Origin of the sequence: Butyrivibrio sp. VCD2006 (assembly GCF_000423925.1) — a bacterium.
Classification (GTDB): Bacteria; Bacillota; Clostridia; order Lachnospirales; family Lachnospiraceae; genus Butyrivibrio.
This window is the reverse complement of sequence record NZ_AUIX01000041.1, coordinates 14,279-34,573: the sequence shown is the minus strand read 5'-3', so window position 1 is coordinate 34,573 and position 20,295 is coordinate 14,279. Positions and strand designations below refer to the sequence as shown.

Genomic DNA, 20,295 nt, shown 5'->3' with positions numbered 1-20,295 from the left:
GGGATAATATGGGTAATATTCAGACAGACAAGACCGAACTATTTGACAAGACACTGGATATAATGCAGGAGCTTTATGAAAAGATGAGCACTGCTGAGGAAGATGGAGGATGGAACGATCACTTCGGACTTTTCCATCTCTTTGCTGATTTGGGGCGTACTCTTGTGGAAGCGGACAGATGCAGTTTCTGGAAATGGGATAAGATTAACCACAAACTTATAACAAACGCTGCTGTGGGAACCGATCAGATAGTTATCGATGAAGGTACCGGGCTTGTTGGCCGTGCCATAAGGGAAAAGAGACCTGTTGTCACAAATGATCCGTATAACTGTCCCGATTTTAATGTATCCGTGGACAAATCAACCGGTTATGTTACTAAATCTATTCTTGTAATTCCATGTTTTAATTGCAAAGGTGAAATGATAGGTGCTTATCAGGCTATTAACAAGCTGACTGATGAGGGCTTTGTTTTGGAGCGCGATGTAAGACGCCTGTCCGTAGCGGCGGTAGTCTGCGGCATAACACTTGAAGCGGATTCCTTCCTAAGCGACTCCCAGACCGATAAGCTTACAAAGCTTAGAAATCGTATGGGGCTTCACAGCGATTATAATTCCAAGTATCTGAAGATGATGAAGCTCCCTGAGGATCAGAAGCACGAGGTCTCCGTGATCATGTGCGACATAGATCATTTCAAAAGAGTTAATGATACCTATGGCCATAATGCAGGGGATGCTGTTCTTGAACATGTGGCTTCCATACTTAAGAGTAGTGTTAGAGATTCAGACACCGTATACAGATGGGGCGGTGAGGAGTTCATAATTTTCCTGGCAAAAGCTGAGCTTGATCAGGCTGCTTTTGTTGCAGAGAGAATCAGACAAAAAATCCAGGCATCAACCTGTACCTTTGAGGGAACGGATATCAAGATAACCATGAGCTTTGGTGTAGCACAGATGTCTCCGGATATCCCGGTAGAAGAGAATATAAAAATTGCGGACACCAGATTATACATAGCAAAAGAGACCGGACGAAACCAGGTTATCAAGGAAACTATTAAAGGGTATGAAAAGGTAGAATCGTAACTTGTTATAGGATTTCCGGAGGGTTCTCATGGGGGATGAACTTAGACTCACGGTGCTTGGAGCAAGAGGTTCCGTACCGATAAGCGGACAGCAATATGACATATTCGGTGGAGCGACATCCAGCTACCTGATTGAAGCGGGAGAGCATGCAATTTTCCTGGATGCGGGGAACGGAATTATCAATTCTCCACCTGTGGATGAAGATAAAAACATCACAATTTTAATGTCTCATACACATCTTGACCATATAATTGGCCTGCCATTTTTTCCTGAGCTATCAAAAAAGGACAGGTATATAGATTTCTATGGGGCTGATATAGAAGGGCATAGTATTGCCAAGCTGATAGAGGAGGCCTTTTCTGAGCCATATTGGCCGCTAACGATCGGTGCATATCCGTCCAATTTCCATTACAGACAACTAAAGCTCCCTATGACACTGGGGGATGATATCGAAATAACAGGAGTAAAGCTAAGGCACCCAGGAGGATGCATAGGGTTTGGTATCTCATATAAGGGGAAAAGAATTGTTTATCTTACTGACTATGAGATGCTGGATGAACCGGATGAAGAAGTTGTCGAATTCAGTAAGGATGCGGACCTTTTGCTGTGCGATGCTCAGTACTTAGATGAAGAATTTGCGAGTAAAAAGGGCTTTGGGCATTCGACGATATCAAAAGCGCTTTCTCTTTTCAAAATGACGGGTGCCGGGCAAATGCTCCTGGTCCATCATGATCCGAAAAGAAGTGATGAAGAACTAATGAAACTGGAAAAAACAATAGAATTGCCAAATGTCAGATTTGCGAGACAAGGGGAGTCTGTAGTTTTATAAAAATTGAGGATGATTTAGTCTATGAGGGGAAAAGGGAAGAACATTTTAAGATGTTGTATGAGAAAGTCGGAAAGCATTGCAGTTTTGATGCTTTTGATTTCTTTCTTGGTTTCATCATTGGTGATAAATGCAGGTGCCGAAGAAACAAAGAGTGATGCGGCCAGCACTATTCGTATGATGAATACCGAGGGTACTGTTGAGGTTGTTGACAGTGCAGGGAAAGAGTTAAAGGTCTCAAATAATATGCGACTTTTCACGGGTAATCAGATAAGCACGGCTGCCAAGAGCTATGTGTATTTTAATCTCGATGACACAAAGGCAGTAAAGCTGGATGCCGTAAGTGAAGCCGAGATCCGTGAGAGTGGCAAAAAGCAGGAGGTCCTTCTTGTAAGGGGAGGACTGCTTCTTGATGTTGATAAGCCCCTCGAAGCCACAGCAACGCTTAATGTCAAAACTTCAAATATGATCATGGGTATCCGCGGAACCGATGTCAGTGCAGAGATAAAGAGTCCCAAGGAAGTACAGATAACTGTTTATAAGGGCAAGGTTTCGGTTGTAGTTACCAATACTCAGACTAATACAACAAAAGAGTTCACCCTTGAGGGAGGCCAGAGCGGGATTGTCAAAGTAAAATCACAGGAAGAGGCATCTGATAATGATGATTCTGTAACCTATGAATCACAGGGAATTACAGAGGCGGATATCAAGGCATATGTTCTTGCTGAGCTTAAAAGGACAGGCAAGGATAAGGAAATCGGAGAAATCCTTGGAATGGACTTAGAGAGTATTACCGATGATCAGATAGCTGCAAGACTTGCAACTGAGGAAGAGGAAAAAGAGGCAGCGCTTCTGGAACAGCAGAAGAAGGAGGAAGAGCAAAGTCAGCAGGAAGTAAGAGATGATCACTGGGGAGAGGGCGGTGAAACAGAAGGTGGCGGCACCACGCCTGGAACAGGAGAACAGACTGTAAATCCTGAGGGCGCGCCTGCAACAACTCCTACAGCAACAACTCCTGAAAACGGACAGGAAAACGATGAAGGCGATACAACAAATGAACAGACTTCAGGAGGCAATGACAGCTCAACCCAAAATCAGGATAACAATAATGATAATACTAATGGTGATGGAAACCAGAATGAAAATCAGAATAAGAATGATCAGGTAACAAAATATAAGATCACATTAAATGATACTACAAACGGTAAAATCGATTCGGACTATAAGACCGCGGAAAAGGGAGATAAAATCACTATCACGGCGACGCCCAATAAAGGCTACAAGCTAGGTTCCGTAACCGCAAAAACAAGTGACGATACAGTCAGTGTTACGACAAAGGATAATATCGCTACATTCAAAATGCCTGCAGCGGATGTAAAGGTATCAGCGACCTTTAAGAAGAAAAGCTATAGCATTACAATAGCTTCCGTAGAAAACGGAAGTGTAAAGGCGCACACTTCATCAGCGACTATGGGCGAAAAAATAACCGTTACGACCACACCCGAGAGCGGATATGTTACAGACAAGGTAACGGTAAAGGATGAAGACGGAAAAGACGTAACTGTAAAGGAAAGCGAAAATGGTTACAGCTTTACCATGCCTGCAGGAAATGTGACGGTAACAGCAACCTTTAAGAAGATAAGCTATAGCGTAACAGCATCATCCTCTGAGAATGGAAGTATAGAAACCACCAGCACAGCGACAAAGGGTGATACTGTAACAATAACTACAATTCCTGATAGCGGCTACGAGACAGATAAGGTAACGGTTAAGGACGTAGATGGAAATTCAGTAAGTGTAAGCGGAAGCGAAAACAGCTATAGCTTCACAATGCCTGTAGGAAATGTGACTGTATCTGCTACCTTTAAAAAGAAAAATTATAGCATAACGGTATCATCTGCAAGTGGCGGAAGCGCTAGTGCAAGTGCTAATACAGCGACGAAGGGTGAAACGGTTACTGTAACAACTACAGCTGAAAGCGGCTATGAAATTGATAAGGTAACGGTAAAGAATGAAGACGGAAGTGCAGTAAGTGTAAGCGGAAGCGAAGACAGCTACAGCTTTACCATGCCAGCAGGAAACGTAACGATAACAGCTACATTTAAGAAGATCAGCTATAGCGTAACTGTGGCATCTTCTGAGAATGGTAGTGCGGAGAGTGATAAGACAAGTGCAACCAAGGGAGATACTGTGTCAATAACTGTGGCGCCTGAAAGCGGCTATGAGACAGATAAGGTAACGGTTAAGGACGTAGATGGAAATTCAGTAAGTGTAAGCGGAAGCGAAAACAGCTACAGCTTCACAATGCCTGCGGGAAATGTAACGGTAACAGCGACCTTTAAAAAGGCAAACTATAGCGTAACTGTCTCCTCTGCATCAAACGGAAGCGCGGAAAGTGATAAAACAACAGCTAATAAGGGCGATACTGTGTCGATTACGACCACGCCTACAAGTGGCTATGAGACAGATAAGGTAACGGTAAAGGATGCAGACGGAAATGCGGTGGCAGTAAGTGGAAGCGAAGACAGCTACAGTTTCACCATGCCTGCAAGTAATGTGACAGTATCGGCTGCCTTTAAGAAGAGAAGCTATAGCATAACTATATCCTCTGCTGATGGCGGAAGCGCCAGTGCAAGTGCGGATGATGCTACTAAGGGTGAGACAGTTACTATCACGACTACGCCTGATAGCGGCTATGAGACAGATAAGGTAACAGTAAAGGATGCTGACGGAGGTACGGTATCCGTAAGCGGAAGTGGAACAAGCTACAGCTTCACCATGCCTGCTGATAATGTGACGGTGACGCCAACCTTTAAGAAGATAAACTATAGCGTAACTGTTTCCTCAGCATCAAATGGAAGCGCAGCAAGCAATAAAACAACTGCGAACAAGGGCGATACCGTATCGATAACCACCACACCTGCAAGCGGTTATGAGACAGATGTGGTAACAGTCAAGGATGCAAGTGGAAGTTCAGTAACAGTAAGTGGAAGTGGTGATAACTACGGCTTCACCATGCCTGCAAGTAATGTTACGGTGTCAGCTACCTTTAAGCTAAAGTCATATACAATCTCCATATCTTCTGCTACAGGCGGAAGTGTTGTATCCAATAAGGAGACGGCTTCTAAGGGAGATACAGTTATTTTGACTGTTACTGCAAATAATGAGTATGAAATTGGCACTGTAAGCGTAAAGGATGCAGACGGTGGAAATGTTTCAATAACAGAAGAGCCTTTGACTATGAATGCCGATAGTTCCGGAACAGGAAGCGGCGTTGATGATGAACAGGGAGACACCGATAAGAAAAAATATAGCTTCACCATGCCTGCGAAAAATGTAACAGTATCAGCTACCTTCACGCAGAAAACATACAGCATTTCTGTAGCTACTGCCGTGAACGGAAGCGTTAGTACAAATGCTTCGTCTGCTGCAAAGGGAGATACAGTCACTATTACAACGGCACCTGCTTCCAACTATGAGCTCGACGTCATTTCCGTAACGGATGAAGACGGTGGAAGTGTCTCAGTAAGCGGAAGCGGAAACAGCTATAGCTTTACGATGCCGGGTAAGAGAGTTTATGTTAGTGCTGCGTTTAAGGCTGTGCCAATACAACATAATATTTCTATATTTGTCCAGAATGAAGATGGAGAAACACTATCCGATTACGGCTCAGTGAGTGCTCCTTCAAGTGCGGAGGAAGGAACTACAGTAAGTGTCAGCTTTGATATTAATGCAAATTATTCTTTCTTAGAAGCTACTGTCTACTCAGGAAGTGAAGAGTTAATGGTAGCAGAGTCTGAGTCGTTCGAATTTGAAATGGGCGAAGAGGACGTTAGCATTATTGCAAAGCTTTGCCCGATAAGCTTTTACACAGCTACCCTTGATACCACTTATACATCTGCTATAGCGTTTAAGTCGGGAACAGGAACGGAGCAGCAATTTGCCGAAAATAGTGATGTTGAGTTCACTGCGCCGTGTAGAATTGTTGTACCGGACAGTGATGGCTCGTCCTATGGATTTTTGACTGATGTTTCGGTTATATGGAAGAATATCACAACCGGAGGTGGAGAACCGATAGTGGGTTCTGCATCACTTACTTATCCTTCGGATGCTGAAGGGAATGTCGAAGGCGACTTTACGATGCCATACGACGATGTAGAAGTACAACCGAATTATCAGCCGGGATTCTTTATGTATCCGACAACATATACACCTACATATAATGGTGCTCAGATGGGTGTTATTTCAATTTCAAGGAAAGAACCTTCACCAAGCGATGCTCCGATGGATAAGTATCCAAACTATGCAGTACAGGGCGAAACAATGAAATTATCAGTGGAGCTAAATGAGCAATTCTGTGAGCAATACGATGTTAATACGATGGAATATTCAATAGATCCTTCGGATGTATCAATTATATATACTCCAAATAATGCGGGATCTTCTGCGACTATAGGAGCTACGTATGATGAAGATGACGGAATAGTATTTGATTTACCATCAGGAAATATAAGTAAGATTAGGTTACGCTTATATAATGGAGATGAATTAGAAAGTGATGATTGATAAGCACATATGATTAATGAGGGTGGTATGGAAAAGGAAAATTTGCAACAACGTAAAACAAATCATAAAGAAAGAAGAATATCTCGCGGAGGTTTACTCTTTCTTCCGGCTGCACTGGTGGTAATTGTAGCAGCCATTGCCTGCGGCCAAAAAATAAAACAGACAAGTACTGTGAATGAGCCTGGAAAGGCAGCAGATGGTTCTGCATTTGCGATTGACTCCGGTGAAGTCCCTTTGGCAGCAGGCGTTGAAGATGCAGATTCAAGTGCAGGGGAAACAAATCCTCTTGAAGCAGAAAATGTTGATCTGATGCTTTTGGCACTTCCTGAGACTTTTGAACCCTGCGGAATGATTGCTGATGGAGATGAGCTCCTTGTGGCTGACAGTTTTTCCAAAAAAATCTGGAGGATTAGCAGAGAAGGAGCTGAGGTGTATGCGGGAAGCGACACCGTGGTTGACATCTACGAGCGACCTGTGGGCGGTTATAGTGACACAACCCGCGAGGAATCAATGTTTGGCGAACCCTGGGCTCTTACAAAATTCATTAATGGGGTAGCGGTTTCTGATGTGACAAACAATGCGCTGAGATTTATCACAGAAGTTGATGTTCAGAGCCTTAATGCCACATCCTATGTCGGTAACACAAGTAAGAGCAGAGCTACCTATAACTATCCGACGGGACTTGCCACAGATTCCGAAGGGCGGCTTTACGTATCGGATACACACTCTGATTCAGTTTTCAGAATCACGACTGATGGAAAGTGCAAGGTTTTCATAAAAGGAATAAACAGTCCCATGGGACTTAGCTGGTGCAATGGATATCTTTACATTGCAGAGACCGGCGGTAACAGAATCCTGAGGGTTGAAACGGCAGGCGATGCCGAGGCACTTGCACCGGCAAATCTTGAGGTGTTTGCAGGAACAGGCGAAGTGGGTGATCTTGACGGAAAATGTGAAGAAGCAAAATTTTCATCACCTAAAGGAGTGCTGGCCCTTTCCGACGGAACTGTGTTTGTTGCGGATACGGTAAATGGAAAGCTCAGAGAAATTAAGGACGGCGAAGTTACTTCTATAGAAGTAAAGGACGAGGAATCGCCGGAAATTGAACTTACCAGCCCGATAGGGCTCTGTGCTATGGGCGGAAAACTCTACGTCGCCGATAATTTTGCAAGGAAGATTTTTGAGGTTATCCCGAAATAGCCTGCGCTTTTAAACAGGAGGCCCAATGTCCAGGAAAAAAGATTTTGTAGTTAAACTGATAGCAGCAATAGTAGTTGCTTTTATTTTCACGGCAATTGCCGCATCGGGAATCCTGGCGGGGCAGGATGGGATAGCATCTGATGCTCTTTATCAGCAGGAAGTGGCTACTGATGGGCAGATAGTTGTGGTGGGCATGGATCAGAAGGCTCTGGAGGAAATAGGCCCCATGCCCTGGCCAAGAAGTGTGATTGCAGATGTTATTGCGTATCTGAACAGTTCGGGTTCACCGCCGGCTGTTATTGCAGTGGATGTGCTGTATGTGGGAGAAAGTGCGACGCCCACAAATGATACGTATCTGGCAGCAGTTGCTGAGAATGGAGGCAATGTTGTAACTGCGGTTGCAGCCACTTTTGGCAGTGAGATAGAAGAGGATGCCGGGGGGTTCAGATTAAATAACAGAAGCGTTTTGGCGCTTGATGAACCCTATGAAGAGCTTAAAGCGGTTACGACCATGGGCCACATAAATACTATGACGGACAGCGACGGCATCATCAGGCATGCGATGCTTTATATCGATACGCCTGAAAATGACCGTCTTTACTCTTTTTCCAGAGTGATATATGAGAAGTACTGTGAAAAAATGGGGATAACTCCAAATCCGGAGCCTGCTACAACGGAAGGGTTTTTCTATATTCCGTTTACCGGTAAGAGCGGCGCGTATTATGACTATATTTCCGTATCTGATGTCTACTATGGAAGTGTTGATCCTGACTATTTTGAGGATAAGATCGTTTTGATAGGTCCTTATGCGCCGGGGCTTCAGGATGAATACAGAACCTCCATTGACCATGCGGTGGCGAGCTATGGAGTTGAGATTCAGGCCAATCTTGTGGAAGCATTCAGAAAAGGCTTTTATCCTGCTGAGGCATCAAACATTTTGCAGCTGGTGATTTTGTTCATTATTTCATTTGCTGCGCTGATGTTTTTCTATGACAGGAAGGTGGTTCCTTCGGTTGTTGCAGAGGTGGGGGTGTGCCTTGGATGGATAGCACTTGCCTATGTTCTGTACCACAAAGCGGGAGTGGTGTTGCATGTTTTATGGATACCGCTTTTTGTGACAATTCTGTTTGTGGTATCGGTGGCGCTTAACTACATCCGCGCACAGAGGGAAAAGCATAAGATTGAGAACACCTTCGGACATTATGTTGATCCCACAATTATGAATCAGCTTTTAGAGCAGGGGACAGAGGCCTTAGAGCTCGGCGGGAAAACCTATGACATTGCGGTTCTGTTCGTGGATATCAGAGGCTTTACAACCATGAGTGAGGCCCTTGACCCTCCGACCGTTGTGGAGATCATCAACAGTTATCTTACGCTTACTACGGAATGCATTATGAAAAATCACGGAACCCTTGATAAATTTGTAGGGGACTGTACCATGGCGTTTTGGAATGCACCCCTTCCGCAGGAGGATCCTGTCTACCTTGCCTGTTGTGCTGCGATGGATATGGTGGAGGGGTCAAAGGCTCTGGGCGAACAGCTTATGGAGAGGTTTGGAAGGACGGTCTCATTTGGAGTGGGTGTTAACTGGGGACCTGCGGTTGTGGGAAACATCGGTGCGCCGCTTAGAATGGACTACACCGCAATCGGAGACACTGTAAATACAGCAGCCAGACTTGAGGCAAATGCTCCTGGAGGGAAGATTCTCATATCTCGCGCCGTGGCCGATATACTTGGGGATCGGGCGAAGGTAACGTCTCTTGGAGATACAATTAAACTCAAAGGAAAAGCTGAAGGGTTTGAAATTTTGACACTTGATGAGCTGGTTCGCAAATAATTCAGATACAGAAAACTATTGCTTATAGAGGTGAATGCTTATGAAGAGTTATGATCTTGATCGCTTTGTAAAACTTGCCACACTTATGTCGCGTCCCGTTGAACAGGACGTGCTGTTTGATATAGCGCTGAAGGAATGTATGCTGGCAGGAAACTGCGATGGCGGAACAATTTACACAATTGAGGATAACAAGCTCTATTTCCGATATCTTTATACCTTGTCCAAGGGTATATCTATGAATTATAAAAATGCCGCTGACACTTTTCCTCCGGTACCGATGCGCAAGGTTTTTGTCTGCGCATTTGCTGCCATGAAAAAAATGAGACTCAACATAAAGGATGTATATGTGTCTGAGGAGTTCGATTTTGGCGGGGCAAAGTATTATGACGACATGAATGATTATCGCACCTGTTCTATGCTTGTGGTTCCCATTGTTGTAGGAAATGGTGAAGTAATGGGAGTTCTCCAGCTGATCAATGCCAAGGATAAGTATGGAATGTGGACTCCTTTTACAAAGGATCAGGAGGAGCTTGTGGGTGCCATAGCATCTGTCATTGCTCTTTATCTTGAAAACCTGAAGCTCAAGGGACAGCTTCAGGGGGTTCCCAAAAAGAGTGAGGATCAAGAGGAGAAAAAAGAAGATAAGAGCAAAGAAGTCAAGGGCAAAGAAGATAAGGGCGAAGAAGACAAGACTAAAGGAAGGAAATTTAACTGGTTTGAGTGAAGAAAGCGTAGATTAAAATAGAAAAACACCATACTGTTGTTCTCTAAATCATGGTATAGTGATTGGAGTGATTAGGATTAGAGATTTAGAGAGGACAGCATGGATTTACTTAAGAAATTTGTACCGTATTATAAACCGTATTTTGGAGTGTTTTTATTGGATTTGGTGGCAGCTTCTATTCTGTCGCTTATTGATCTTGTGTTTCCGCAGTTACTTAGAATTCTAAGACAGACACTTTTCCTTGAGACTCCGGAAAAAATAGTTGCCGGTGTGATAAAGCTTGGAATCGGACTTTTGATCATGTACACAGTCAGATTCCTTTGTAAGCACTATGTGACTTATCAGGGCCATATGATGGGTGCCCGCATGGAGTCAGGGATGAGAAGTGATCTATTCGAGCAGTTCGAGCGATTTTCTTTTTCCTACTATGACAAAAATAATACCGGTGAGATGATGAGTAAGCTGGTGTCGGATCTTTTTGACATCTCGGAGCTTGCGCACCATGGCCCTGAAAATATCTTCATTTCTGCAGTGAAGCTTATTGGCTCTTTCACTATTCTTATGACAATGAACGTGCCGATGACGCTGATTCTTGCAGCTATTGTTGCATGCATGGCGATTTTTTCATACAGACAGAACGGGGTTATGCGAAGGACCTTCTTCGACAATAGGAAAAAGATCGCCGGCATCAATTCTTCCCTTCAGGATACCCTTGGCGGAATTCGAGTGGTTAAATCCTTCACCGGGGAGGATATCGAGAAAGCAAAGTTTGAGAAGAGCAACGAGGCATTTCTTGATTCAAAGAAGGCCAATTATAAAACAATGGCGATGTTCTTTGCGGGAAATAATTTCTTTGAAGGACTTATGTATATCGCAGTAATAGTCTTCGGAGGACTTTTTATTGCGAAGGGAACTCTGTCGGTTGAAGATCTTGCGGTTTATGCGCTGTACATAAATGTGTTTATATCTCCTGTAATGATACTCATCGAGTTTACGGAGCAGCTTCAGAAGGGCGCCGCGGGATTCCAGAGATTCAGGGATGTTATGGATGTGGTGCCTGAGATCGAGGATGCCCCTGATGCGGAGGTGCTTACAGAGTGCAAGGGAGATGTGGATTACGAGAATGTGTCCTTTGCCTATGATGATGACGAAGAGAGAGTGCTCAGCCACATTGATCTTCATGTTGATGCAGGAAAAAAGGTTGCTATAGTCGGTCCTTCCGGCGGTGGAAAATCAACGCTTTGCAGTCTGCTTCCAAGATTCTACGACGTCACTAAGGGCGCTGTAAAAATCGATGGCAAGGACGTTAGGAGTCTTACTCAAAAATCCCTAAGAGGTGTCATTGGTATAGTACAGCAAGAAGTGTATCTTTTTAATGGAAGTATAAGGGACAACATCGCTTATGGCAGACAGGGAGCGAGCTTTGATGAAATCGTTGACGCTGCTAAGAAGGCAGATCTTCACGAGTTTATCTCGTCTCTTCCCAATGGATATGACACTCTGGTGGGAGAGCGCGGAGCAAGACTTTCCGGTGGACAGAAGCAGAGAATTGCCATTGCGAGAGTTTTCCTTAAGAATCCGCCGATTCTTATTCTGGATGAGGCAACAAGTGCTCTCGATAATGAATCAGAGAGATATATACAGCAGAGTCTGGACAGATTGTCAGTGGGAAGAACAACTATCACGATCGCCCACAGACTTTCAACTATCAGGAACGCGGACGAGATCATTGTACTGGATTCCGATGGAATTCAGGAGAAGGGCAATCATAAGGAACTGCTGGAGAAGAACGGAATTTACGCGAAGTATTATAAGATGCAGGTTGGGGAAGCGTAAGGGGCCCCTCATCCGTCTGCTTCGCAGACACCTTGTCTTCGCTCCGCTCCGGTCGGCGCAGAACAATCGTCCCCCGGACGATTTGCGCCCCCAAGGGGGAGGCAGGAGTATAAAATCCACTGCTATAGATTATAAGAAGATGGCGCATGAAAAATATAAAGCCTTCCCCCTGGGGGGAAGGTGGCACGAAGTGCCGGATGAGGGGTATAAGGAGTAACACATGTCATTTGCACACTTACACGTACATACAGGCTTCTCCCTGTTGGATGGATCCAACAAGGTTGAGGACTACGTAAAAAGAATAAAGGAACTCGGCATGACGGCCGGAGCCATTACGGATCACGGTGTCATGTACGGCGTTATCGATTTTTATAAGCTTGCCAAAAAAGAGGGAATCAAGCCTATCATCGGATGCGAGGTATATGTAGCACCGGGCTCACGTTTTGAGAAGGAAGCGGGCGTTAACGAGAACAGGTACTATCACCTTGTTCTGCTTGCTGAAAATAACAAGGGCTATGAGAATCTCTCACACATCGTAAGTCGCGGATTTACTGAAGGCTATTACTACAAGCCAAGAGTGGATCTTGAGATTTTGAGGGAGTTTAGTGAGGGCATAATCTGCCTTTCTGCCTGCCTTGCGGGTGAGGTTCCAAAGGCGATTTCAAGAGGTGACCTTGAGGAGGCCAGGGCAGCAGCTCTTCGCTATGATGAGATTTTTGGGCATGGCAACTTTTTCCTTGAGATGCAGGATCATGGTATTCCGGAGCAGCATACGGTGAATTCCGCTCTTTTAACCCTGTCAAAGGAGCTTGATATACCGCTTGTTGTGACAAATGACTGTCACTACACCCGCGCGGAGGATGCTGAAGCGCACGATCTTTTGCTGTGTATCCAGACGGGTAAGAAGGTGACAGATGAGGACCGCATGAGATATGAGGGCGGTCAGTACTATGTTAAAAGTGAAGACGAGATGCGTCTTCTTTTCCCATATGCCCAGGAGGCGGTTGAGAATACGCAGAAGATTGCGGACAGATGTAACGTTGAGATCGAGTTCGGCGTGACAAAACTCCCACACTTCGATGTGCCGCCCGGATATGATTCCTGGACTTATCTTAATAAGCTATGCTATGACGGACTTGCTGAGAGATATCCTGATGATGACGGAACCATAAAAAAGCAGCTGGACTATGAGCTTTCGGTAATCCAGAGGATGGGCTATGTTGATTACTTTCTCATTGTGTGGGATTACATCAACTTCTGCAGAGAGAAGGGAATAGCTGTCGGCCCGGGTAGAGGATCGGCAGCAGGCTCTGTTGTTTCATATTGTATACATATTACGAATATAGATCCTGTTAAGTATGATCTTCTCTTTGAGAGATTCCTTAATCCCGAGCGTGTGTCCATGCCCGATATAGACGTGGACTTCGAGTACGAGAGAAGACAGGAAGTAATTGATTATGTAACGAGAAAATATGGCGCGGATAAGGTTGTGCAGATCATCACCTTCGGTACGCTGCAGGCAAAGGGAGTTATAAGAGACGTTGCGAGAGTATTGGATTTGCCCTACAGCTACGGCGATAATCTTGCGAAGATGATTCCGGGTGAGCTTGGCATGACGCTTCAAAAAGCGCTGGACATGAACGTGGAGCTCAGGACAATGTATGAGAGCGATCCGCAGGTTAAGCATCTTATCGATATGTGTAAAAAGCTTGAGGGACTTCCGAGACATACTTCGATCCATGCAGCGGGTGTAGTTATATGCCAGAAGCCTGCAGAGGATTTGGTTCCGCTCTCACGCTCCGCAGAAGGAAACCTGACGACACAGTTCACAATGACCACCATTGAGGAACTGGGTCTTTTGAAGATGGACTTTTTGGGACTTCGTACGCTGACAGTTATCAAGGATGCAGCGAGGTTCGCAAACGAATCAAACGGAGCAAAGCCCGGGGATGATAATTACATCGATATGGATAAAATCGATTACGATGATCCGCAGGTGCTTACTGCCATAGGAAGCGGTCACTGTGAAGGTGTATTCCAGCTAGAAAGTGCGGGTATGCAGTCCTTCATGAAGGAGCTTAAGCCCCAGTCGCTGGAGGACATAATTGCCGGAATTTCGCTGTATCGTCCCGGCCCCATGGATTTCATTCCTAAATATATCGCAGGTAAAAAGGATGCTCAGAACATAACTTATGAGGCTCCGCAATTGGAGTCCATTTTATCACCCACCTATGGATGTATTGTTTATCAGGAGCAGGTTATGCAGATTGTTCAAAAAATGGGTGGATATACCCTTGGACGAGCTGATGAAGTAAGACGTGCCATGAGTAAGAAGAAACTCCACGTTATGGAGGTCGAGCGTGAGAACTTTGTAAATGGTAATGAGGAAGAGGGAGTTCCCGGATGTAAGGCCATCGGTGTTGACGCAGACACGGCGAACCGCATCTACGATTCCATGATGGACTTTGCAAAGTATGCCTTCAATAAGTCACATGCAGCATGCTATGCAGTGGTTTCCATGCAGACCGCATGGCTTAAATACTACTACCCTGTGGAGTTCATGGCTGCACTTATGACTTCCGTAATTGATAATCAGGGAAAGGTTTCCTTCTATATTATGACCTGTCGCAATATGGGAATCGACATCCTTCCTCCTGACATCAACGAGGGTTATTCATGGTTTTCAGCGGTTACTACCGGAGCAGATAATGGCACTGGCAAGGCAATTCGCTATGCGCTCACATCCATAAAGGGCGTTGGCAGACCTATCATTGAAACCATAGTAAAAGAGAGAGAAGCAAATGGTAAATTTAAGAATCTCAACGATTTCCTGACAAGGATGGAGCCCTACGGAGAAATAAACAAGAGGGCTGTTGAGAACTTTATAAAAGCAGGAGCCTTGGATAGTCTTGGTGGCACCAGAAAACAGATGATGTGCGTTTTCGGGTCTCTCCTTGATCAGCTTCATAACAAGAGTAAGAACAGTTTTGCGGGACAGATGTCACTCTTCGACTTCGCACCGCAGGAGGTTAAGGAACAGTTCGAGATCAAAATGCCTGATGTGGGCGAATACCCCAAGGATATGCTTTTAGAATTCGAGAAGGAGGTACTGGACGTATATGTATCTGGCCACCCTCTTGAAGAATTTGAAGGACTTTGGAAGAAGCATATAACCGCAAAGACAACTGATTTTTATCTCGATGAAGAGACCGGTGAGCCTCTTGTAAGGGATAACGATACAGTTACCGTGGGTGGAATCATCGCTGACAAGAAAACGAAGTATACCAAGAATGATCAGATAATGGCCTTCATAACCCTTGAAGACCTTGTGGGAAGTATAGAGGTAATAGTTTTCCCTAAGACCTATGAATCAAATGCGGGCAGACTCAATGATGACGCGAAGGTATTCATTCAGGGCCGCGTTAATGCAGAGGAAGACAAGGATGCAAAGCTCATCGCATCCAAGATTCAGCTCTTCGACGAAGTACCCAGAACTCTCTGGATACAGTTCGAGGACAAGGAAGCCTACGAGCAAAAAGCTAAACTCCTCGAAGAAACCCTCCTCTCCACCGTCAAAGGCCCCGGCGCCAAAGACCATGTCACAGTTTACATTAAGGACACAAAGCAAATGAAAAAACTGCCCACCTCACTAAAGGTTAACGCGAACGAAGAAACCTTGGCCATCCTTGAGGAAAAATTCGGAAAGGACAATCTTCGAGTGGTTTGATCTTAATTTTGCATAACGTCTAATCTGTATATTGAAGCTATTTTCAATAACGTAAGCAGAGAATGGATAGTCCCCAAATAGATAGTTCCCGGACGAGGAGATGATTTACAAAATAAATAAAAAATGGATGCCGACTGTTCCGAATAACATGAGAGAAGGCATCCATTTTTTGTTTCTTTTAGTAAATCACGACGCAGACGAAAACATCTATTTGGGGACTATCCCTTCACTGCGTATATATTAAAAATTGCTAAATTTATGCCCCTAAATAATTGCAGAGTGCTGAATTTTGCGCTAATATATAAATCGTAAAAGTGACAAAGATTTATCAATAACGAGGTACTACCTGATATGGCAAAGGAAATTAAAACTATCGGAGTTCTTACAAGTGGTGGTGATGCGCCCGGAATGAACGCCGCTATTCGTGCGGTTGTTCGTAAGGCTCTTGCAAACGGACTTAAGGTAAAAGGCGTTAAGAAGGGCTACATGGGTCTTCTTAATGAGGAGATTTTCGACATGGATCGCCGCAGCGTTGCTGATATCATTCAGCGAGGCGGTACAATCCTCGGAACAGCAAGATGTATGGAGTTTACAACCGAGGAAGGTCAGAAGAAGGGTGCTGAGATTTGTAGAAAGCACGGCATCGATGGAATGGTTGTTATCGGTGGTGACGGTTCATACAGAGGTGCTCAGAAACTTTCAGCTCAGGGAATCAACACAATCGGACTTCCCGGCACAATCGACCTTGATATTGCATGTACAGATTATACAATCGGTTTTGACACAGCTATCAACACAGCTATGGATGCTATCGACAAGATCAGAGATACATCCTCATCCCATGAGCGTGTAAGTATCGTAGAGGTTATGGGACGCCATGCCGGATATATCGCACTGTGGTGCGCAATCGCTAACGGTGCTGATGACATTCTTCTTCCTGAGAAGTATGACTACAACGAACAGAGAATTATTGATAACATCATTGATAACCGTAAGAAGGGTAAGACACATCACATTATCCTTAACGCAGAGGGTATCGGACATTCAGCTTCCATGGCTCGTCGTATTGAGGCAGCTACAGGACTTGAGACCAGAGCTTCAATTCTTGGTTACATGCAGCGTGGTGGTAGCCCGACCTGTAAAGACCGTGTATATGCTTCCATGATGGGCTGCTATGCAGCAGATATCCTTACAGCAGGTAAGACAAATCGTGTAGTAGCATACAGAAATGGTCAGTTCGTTGATTACGACATTGATGAGGCTCTTGCAATGAAGAAGTCCATCAACGAGTATCAGTACGAGATCAGTAAGATTCTTTAATTTAGATTATTTAATAAGAATAGTTAAACCTTCCCAACAGGGAAGGTTTTTCTGTAAAGGGAATAAACAAGCCTTCTTCCTTTGGGAGAAGGTGGCACGAAGTGCCGGATGAGGGCATATGATAACAAGCACCAATAATTCACGCATAAAACAGATAGCTGAATACAGCAAAAAAGCAAAGGCTCGCCGCAAAGACGGAATATTTCTAGTAGAAGGAATCCGTATGCTAAGAGAAGTGCCCATGGAAATGCTAAGAGAAGTATATGCGACTTCGCATTTTATGGAGAATCTTTCGCCGGATGACAGGGCTGTGATAGGTAAAATCAAGGCAGATGACGGTGTCAGCTTTGAGGAAGTATCTGATGATGTCATGAGGAAAATGGCAGACACTCAGACACCTCAGGGGGTGCTCGCCATTGTTAAGGAAAAGAGATGGGAACTAGCTGATCTCCTTCGTGGAGGTAGTGATTTTTCCGGTAAAGATGATGCTAACAGTGCTACTGCAAGTACGGACAAAGCGGCTCCTCTTCTTCTTGTCCTTGAAAACATTCAGGATCCCGGAAATCTTGGAAATATGTTCAGAACCGGAGAAGGCGCGGGAGTTACTGGAATAATTATGAGTAGCGACATGGCTGACGTATATAATCCCAAGGTTGTGAGATCCACAATGGGAGCAATTCTTCGTGTGCCGTTTATTTATGTGGATTCCATACCGGATACGGTGAAGGAGCTTCGGGAAAAGTACGGAGTGACAAGCTATGCAGCCCATCTGAAGGGTAAGAAAAACTATGACGATATAAGCTATAAAGGAGCTTGTGCTTTTTTAATAGGCAATGAGGGTAACGGACTTACAAAAGAGGCTGCTGATGCGGCATCTGAGTATGTGCTTATCCCCATGCTTGGCAAGGTTGAATCAATGAATGCAGCTACATCCGCTGCGATTCTGACATTTGAAGCTGCAAGGCAGCGAAGACAGTAATAAGTAGAAGGAGGCAAGGTATGACATTAGGTTTTATCGGACTTGGTAACATGGCAAAGGCGCTTATGGGCGGAATTATATCTAAGGGTATCTTTGACCCGCAGGATATCATTGGCTCAGATCCAATGGAAGCTGCAAGAGAAGGCGCGGCAAAGAAATTCGGAATCCAGACAAGGGATAACAATGCAGACGTTGCAAGAGATGCGGACGTTATTCTTCTAGCAGTAAAACCGCAGTTTCTCAAGGTTGCGATTGCGGATATCATGGATGAAATTGATGATAAGAAGCTGATCATAAGTATAGCTGCCGGCAAAAGTCTTGAATGGATAGCAAAGGAATTTGAGAAACCGGTTAAGATTGTCAGAGTAATGCCTAATACACCTGCTCTTGTAGGTGAGGGCTGCGCCGCTGTTTGCCCCAACAATTTGTGCGAGGAGAGCGATCTTTCAATTGCACTGGATATTTTGAGGAGCTGTGGTACCGCAAACGTAGTAACAGAGAATCTTATGGATGTTGTAACAGGCGTAAGCGGCTCATCTCCTGCATATGTTTTCATGTTCATCGAGGCAATGGCCGATGCTGCTGTACTTGGAGGAATGCCCAGGAAGCAAGCCTATGAGTTTGCTGCACAGGCAGTACTTGGAAGTGCCAAAATGGTATTGGAGACTGGAAAACATCCGGGTGAGCTTAAGGATATGGTGTGTTCACCTGCCGGTACTACTATAGAGGCTGTGAAAGTATTAGAAGAAATGGGCTTCAGGGGAATTGTCATGGACGCAGTTCAGGCAGCGACTGAGCGCAGTAAAGAATTGTAAATTGCATACGAAATTCAGATAATTTTTTTGAAAATAAATTCCGCAACAATTTAGAAATGCAGTAATTTCAAGGGCTCCCGGGTTTCTCGGGAGTCTTTTTTTAGATAATTTGGACTAAAATTTGACAAAATAACAACTATTTGTTACAATCGTTAAGTGTTTTGTTTTAACAATTCGTAATAATTTTAAAAAGGAAGCAAAATAAACATGAAGACAGCAGGCACGTTAATGCGAGGAAGCCTTGCATTCGCAGTTGCGATAATTATGCTTGGAACTTCCGATTGCAAGACCGTACAGGCAAGAACATCAAACATATTAAACAGTAATGACGTAGGTGTTGGTAATATTCTTAATCCTACAGAAGTGGCTGAAGTTTCCGACGAAGAGGTTGCTAAGGCTCACGACTTCGCTGAGGACATCAATGATCAGGCGAAGGAAGCTGCTAAAAATGTTGAGGAAGACGATATTGATGAAGAAGAGGATTCCTCAAAACTTGTAATGGCTAATGTTTCTCAGGTAATGAACATTCGTATTTCACCTGAAGATGATGCTGAAAAAGTTGGAGTTCTTTATAAGGACTGCGGCGGTAAAATTATTGAACAAAAAGATGGATGGACAAAGCTCCAGTCAGGTGATGTTGTTGGCTGGGCTAATGACGATTATCTTCTATTTGACGAAGAGGCAAAGGAACTCGCTGAGGAAGTTGGAGTTCAGCTTGTAACAAGTAAGAGCGATGCACTTCGTATCCGTGCAGAGGCAGATGATGGTGCCGATGTCATAGGTGTTATTACAAATAACAGCTTTGTGGATATGGTAGAAGATCTTGGCAATGGTTGGATTGCCGTTGACTACAACGATGAGACAGGCTATGTGCAGGCCGACTATGTAGATACTGATTTCAGGATCGATGCCGGTGAGACCATGGCCGCTATTCAGAAGAGGGAAGAAGAGGAAGCCAAGCGGAAGGCCGAAGAAGAGGCCAAGAAAGCGAAGGCGAAGCTTACACAGAACACCGGTGCCGTATCTGCGGGGGCAGATGAAGCCAGACTTCTGGCCGCACTGATTTACTGTGAAGCGGGGAACCAATCTTATGAGGGAAAGGTTGCTGTAGGCGCAGTAGTTATGAACCGTGTAAAGAGCAGCGCATACGCTGGTACAATTCCCGGAGTAATTTATGCTTCAGGACAGTTCACACCGGCTCTTAACGGTACTGTAGACAGAGTATATGCAGGAAATATTCCTGACAGCTGTATACAGGCTGCGCAGGCGGCGCTTGCCGGAGAAACAACATGTGGAACCGCAACGCACTTCAGACGTGCAGGTGGACATGATGGACTTGTTATCGGAGCTCACGTATTCTGGTAATACTTGATTCATTTTAAGGAC

At 44.6% G+C, this 20,295-nt stretch carries 12 protein-coding genes; all 12 read left to right on the top strand.

Going from position 1 to position 20,295, the window contains the following annotated elements; all coding sequences use genetic code 11:
• The first annotated feature begins 8 nt into the window (after positions 1-8).
• The 12 genes from G586_RS25100 to G586_RS0114365 all read left to right on the top strand — a co-directional run bounded on the left by G586_RS25100 (position 9) and on the right by G586_RS0114365 (position 20,274).
• Positions 9-1,079: a sensor domain-containing diguanylate cyclase gene (locus tag G586_RS25100; protein ID WP_051204818.1), complete on the top strand. Its 1,071-nt coding sequence runs from the start codon at positions 9-11 to the stop codon at positions 1,077-1,079.
• A gap of 28 nt (positions 1,080-1,107) precedes the next feature.
• Positions 1,108-1,908, top strand: a complete 801-nt coding sequence (locus G586_RS0114420) for an MBL fold metallo-hydrolase (RefSeq protein WP_026528315.1) — start codon at positions 1,108-1,110, stop codon at positions 1,906-1,908.
• A gap of 57 nt (positions 1,909-1,965) precedes the next feature.
• Positions 1,966-6,471: an InlB B-repeat-containing protein gene (locus tag G586_RS0114415; protein WP_026528314.1), complete on the top strand. Its 4,506-nt coding sequence runs from the start codon at positions 1,966-1,968 to the stop codon at positions 6,469-6,471.
• 27 nt (positions 6,472-6,498) lie between these two features.
• A complete protein-coding gene (locus G586_RS0114410) occupies positions 6,499-7,671 on the top strand; it encodes an NHL repeat-containing protein (RefSeq protein ID WP_155834190.1) in 1,173 nt (390 codons plus the stop codon).
• 25 nt (positions 7,672-7,696) lie between these two features.
• Entirely contained in the window at positions 7,697-9,508 is a 1,812-nt protein-coding gene (locus tag G586_RS23235; protein ID WP_051204817.1) for a CHASE2 domain-containing protein, read from the top strand.
• Between the two features lie 40 nt (positions 9,509-9,548).
• Positions 9,549-10,232 carry a GAF domain-containing protein gene (locus tag G586_RS0114400; protein WP_026528312.1) on the top strand — a complete coding sequence of 228 codons (684 nt, stop codon included), beginning with the start codon at positions 9,549-9,551 and terminating at the stop codon, positions 10,230-10,232.
• Between the two features lie 99 nt (positions 10,233-10,331).
• Positions 10,332-12,068: an ABC transporter ATP-binding protein gene (locus G586_RS0114395; RefSeq protein ID WP_026528311.1), complete on the top strand. Its 1,737-nt coding sequence runs from the start codon at positions 10,332-10,334 to the stop codon at positions 12,066-12,068.
• Between the two features lie 220 nt (positions 12,069-12,288).
• Entirely contained in the window at positions 12,289-15,795 is a 3,507-nt protein-coding gene (locus G586_RS0114385; protein ID WP_026528309.1) for a DNA polymerase III subunit alpha, read from the top strand.
• A 351-nt stretch (positions 15,796-16,146) separates the two neighbouring features.
• Positions 16,147-17,115, top strand: coding sequence for a 6-phosphofructokinase (gene pfkA, locus G586_RS0114380; protein ID WP_026528308.1), 969 nt, complete (start codon positions 16,147-16,149; stop codon positions 17,113-17,115).
• Between the two features lie 118 nt (positions 17,116-17,233).
• Complete coding sequence (locus G586_RS0114375) at positions 17,234-18,094, top strand: TrmH family RNA methyltransferase (protein WP_026528307.1); 861 nt, start codon at positions 17,234-17,236, stop codon at positions 18,092-18,094.
• 20 nt (positions 18,095-18,114) lie between these two features.
• Entirely contained in the window at positions 18,115-18,909 is a 795-nt protein-coding gene (proC, locus tag G586_RS0114370; protein WP_026528306.1) for a pyrroline-5-carboxylate reductase, read from the top strand.
• Positions 18,910-19,116: 207 nt separating this feature from the next.
• The gene (locus G586_RS0114365) at positions 19,117-20,274 is read left to right on the top strand and encodes a cell wall hydrolase (protein ID WP_026528305.1); all 1,158 of its coding nucleotides are present in this window, start codon (positions 19,117-19,119) and stop codon (positions 20,272-20,274) included.
• The last annotated feature ends 21 nt before the right edge of the window (positions 20,275-20,295 follow it).

Coding starts and splice junctions, on each gene's coding strand:
- G586_RS25100 (WP_051204818.1), top strand. CDS start 9: ATGGGTAATATTCAGACAGACAAGACCGAACTATTTGACAAGACACTG.
- G586_RS0114420 (WP_026528315.1), top strand. CDS start 1,108: ATGGGGGATGAACTTAGACTCACGGTGCTTGGAGCAAGAGGTTCCGTA.
- G586_RS0114415 (WP_026528314.1), top strand. CDS start 1,966: ATGAGAAAGTCGGAAAGCATTGCAGTTTTGATGCTTTTGATTTCTTTC.
- G586_RS0114410 (WP_155834190.1), top strand. CDS start 6,499: ATGGAAAAGGAAAATTTGCAACAACGTAAAACAAATCATAAAGAAAGA.
- G586_RS23235 (WP_051204817.1), top strand. CDS start 7,697: ATGTCCAGGAAAAAAGATTTTGTAGTTAAACTGATAGCAGCAATAGTA.
- G586_RS0114400 (WP_026528312.1), top strand. CDS start 9,549: ATGAAGAGTTATGATCTTGATCGCTTTGTAAAACTTGCCACACTTATG.
- G586_RS0114395 (WP_026528311.1), top strand. CDS start 10,332: ATGGATTTACTTAAGAAATTTGTACCGTATTATAAACCGTATTTTGGA.
- G586_RS0114385 (WP_026528309.1), top strand. CDS start 12,289: ATGTCATTTGCACACTTACACGTACATACAGGCTTCTCCCTGTTGGAT.
- pfkA (WP_026528308.1), top strand. CDS start 16,147: ATGGCAAAGGAAATTAAAACTATCGGAGTTCTTACAAGTGGTGGTGAT.
- G586_RS0114375 (WP_026528307.1), top strand. CDS start 17,234: ATGATAACAAGCACCAATAATTCACGCATAAAACAGATAGCTGAATAC.
- proC (WP_026528306.1), top strand. CDS start 18,115: ATGACATTAGGTTTTATCGGACTTGGTAACATGGCAAAGGCGCTTATG.
- G586_RS0114365 (WP_026528305.1), top strand. CDS start 19,117: ATGAAGACAGCAGGCACGTTAATGCGAGGAAGCCTTGCATTCGCAGTT.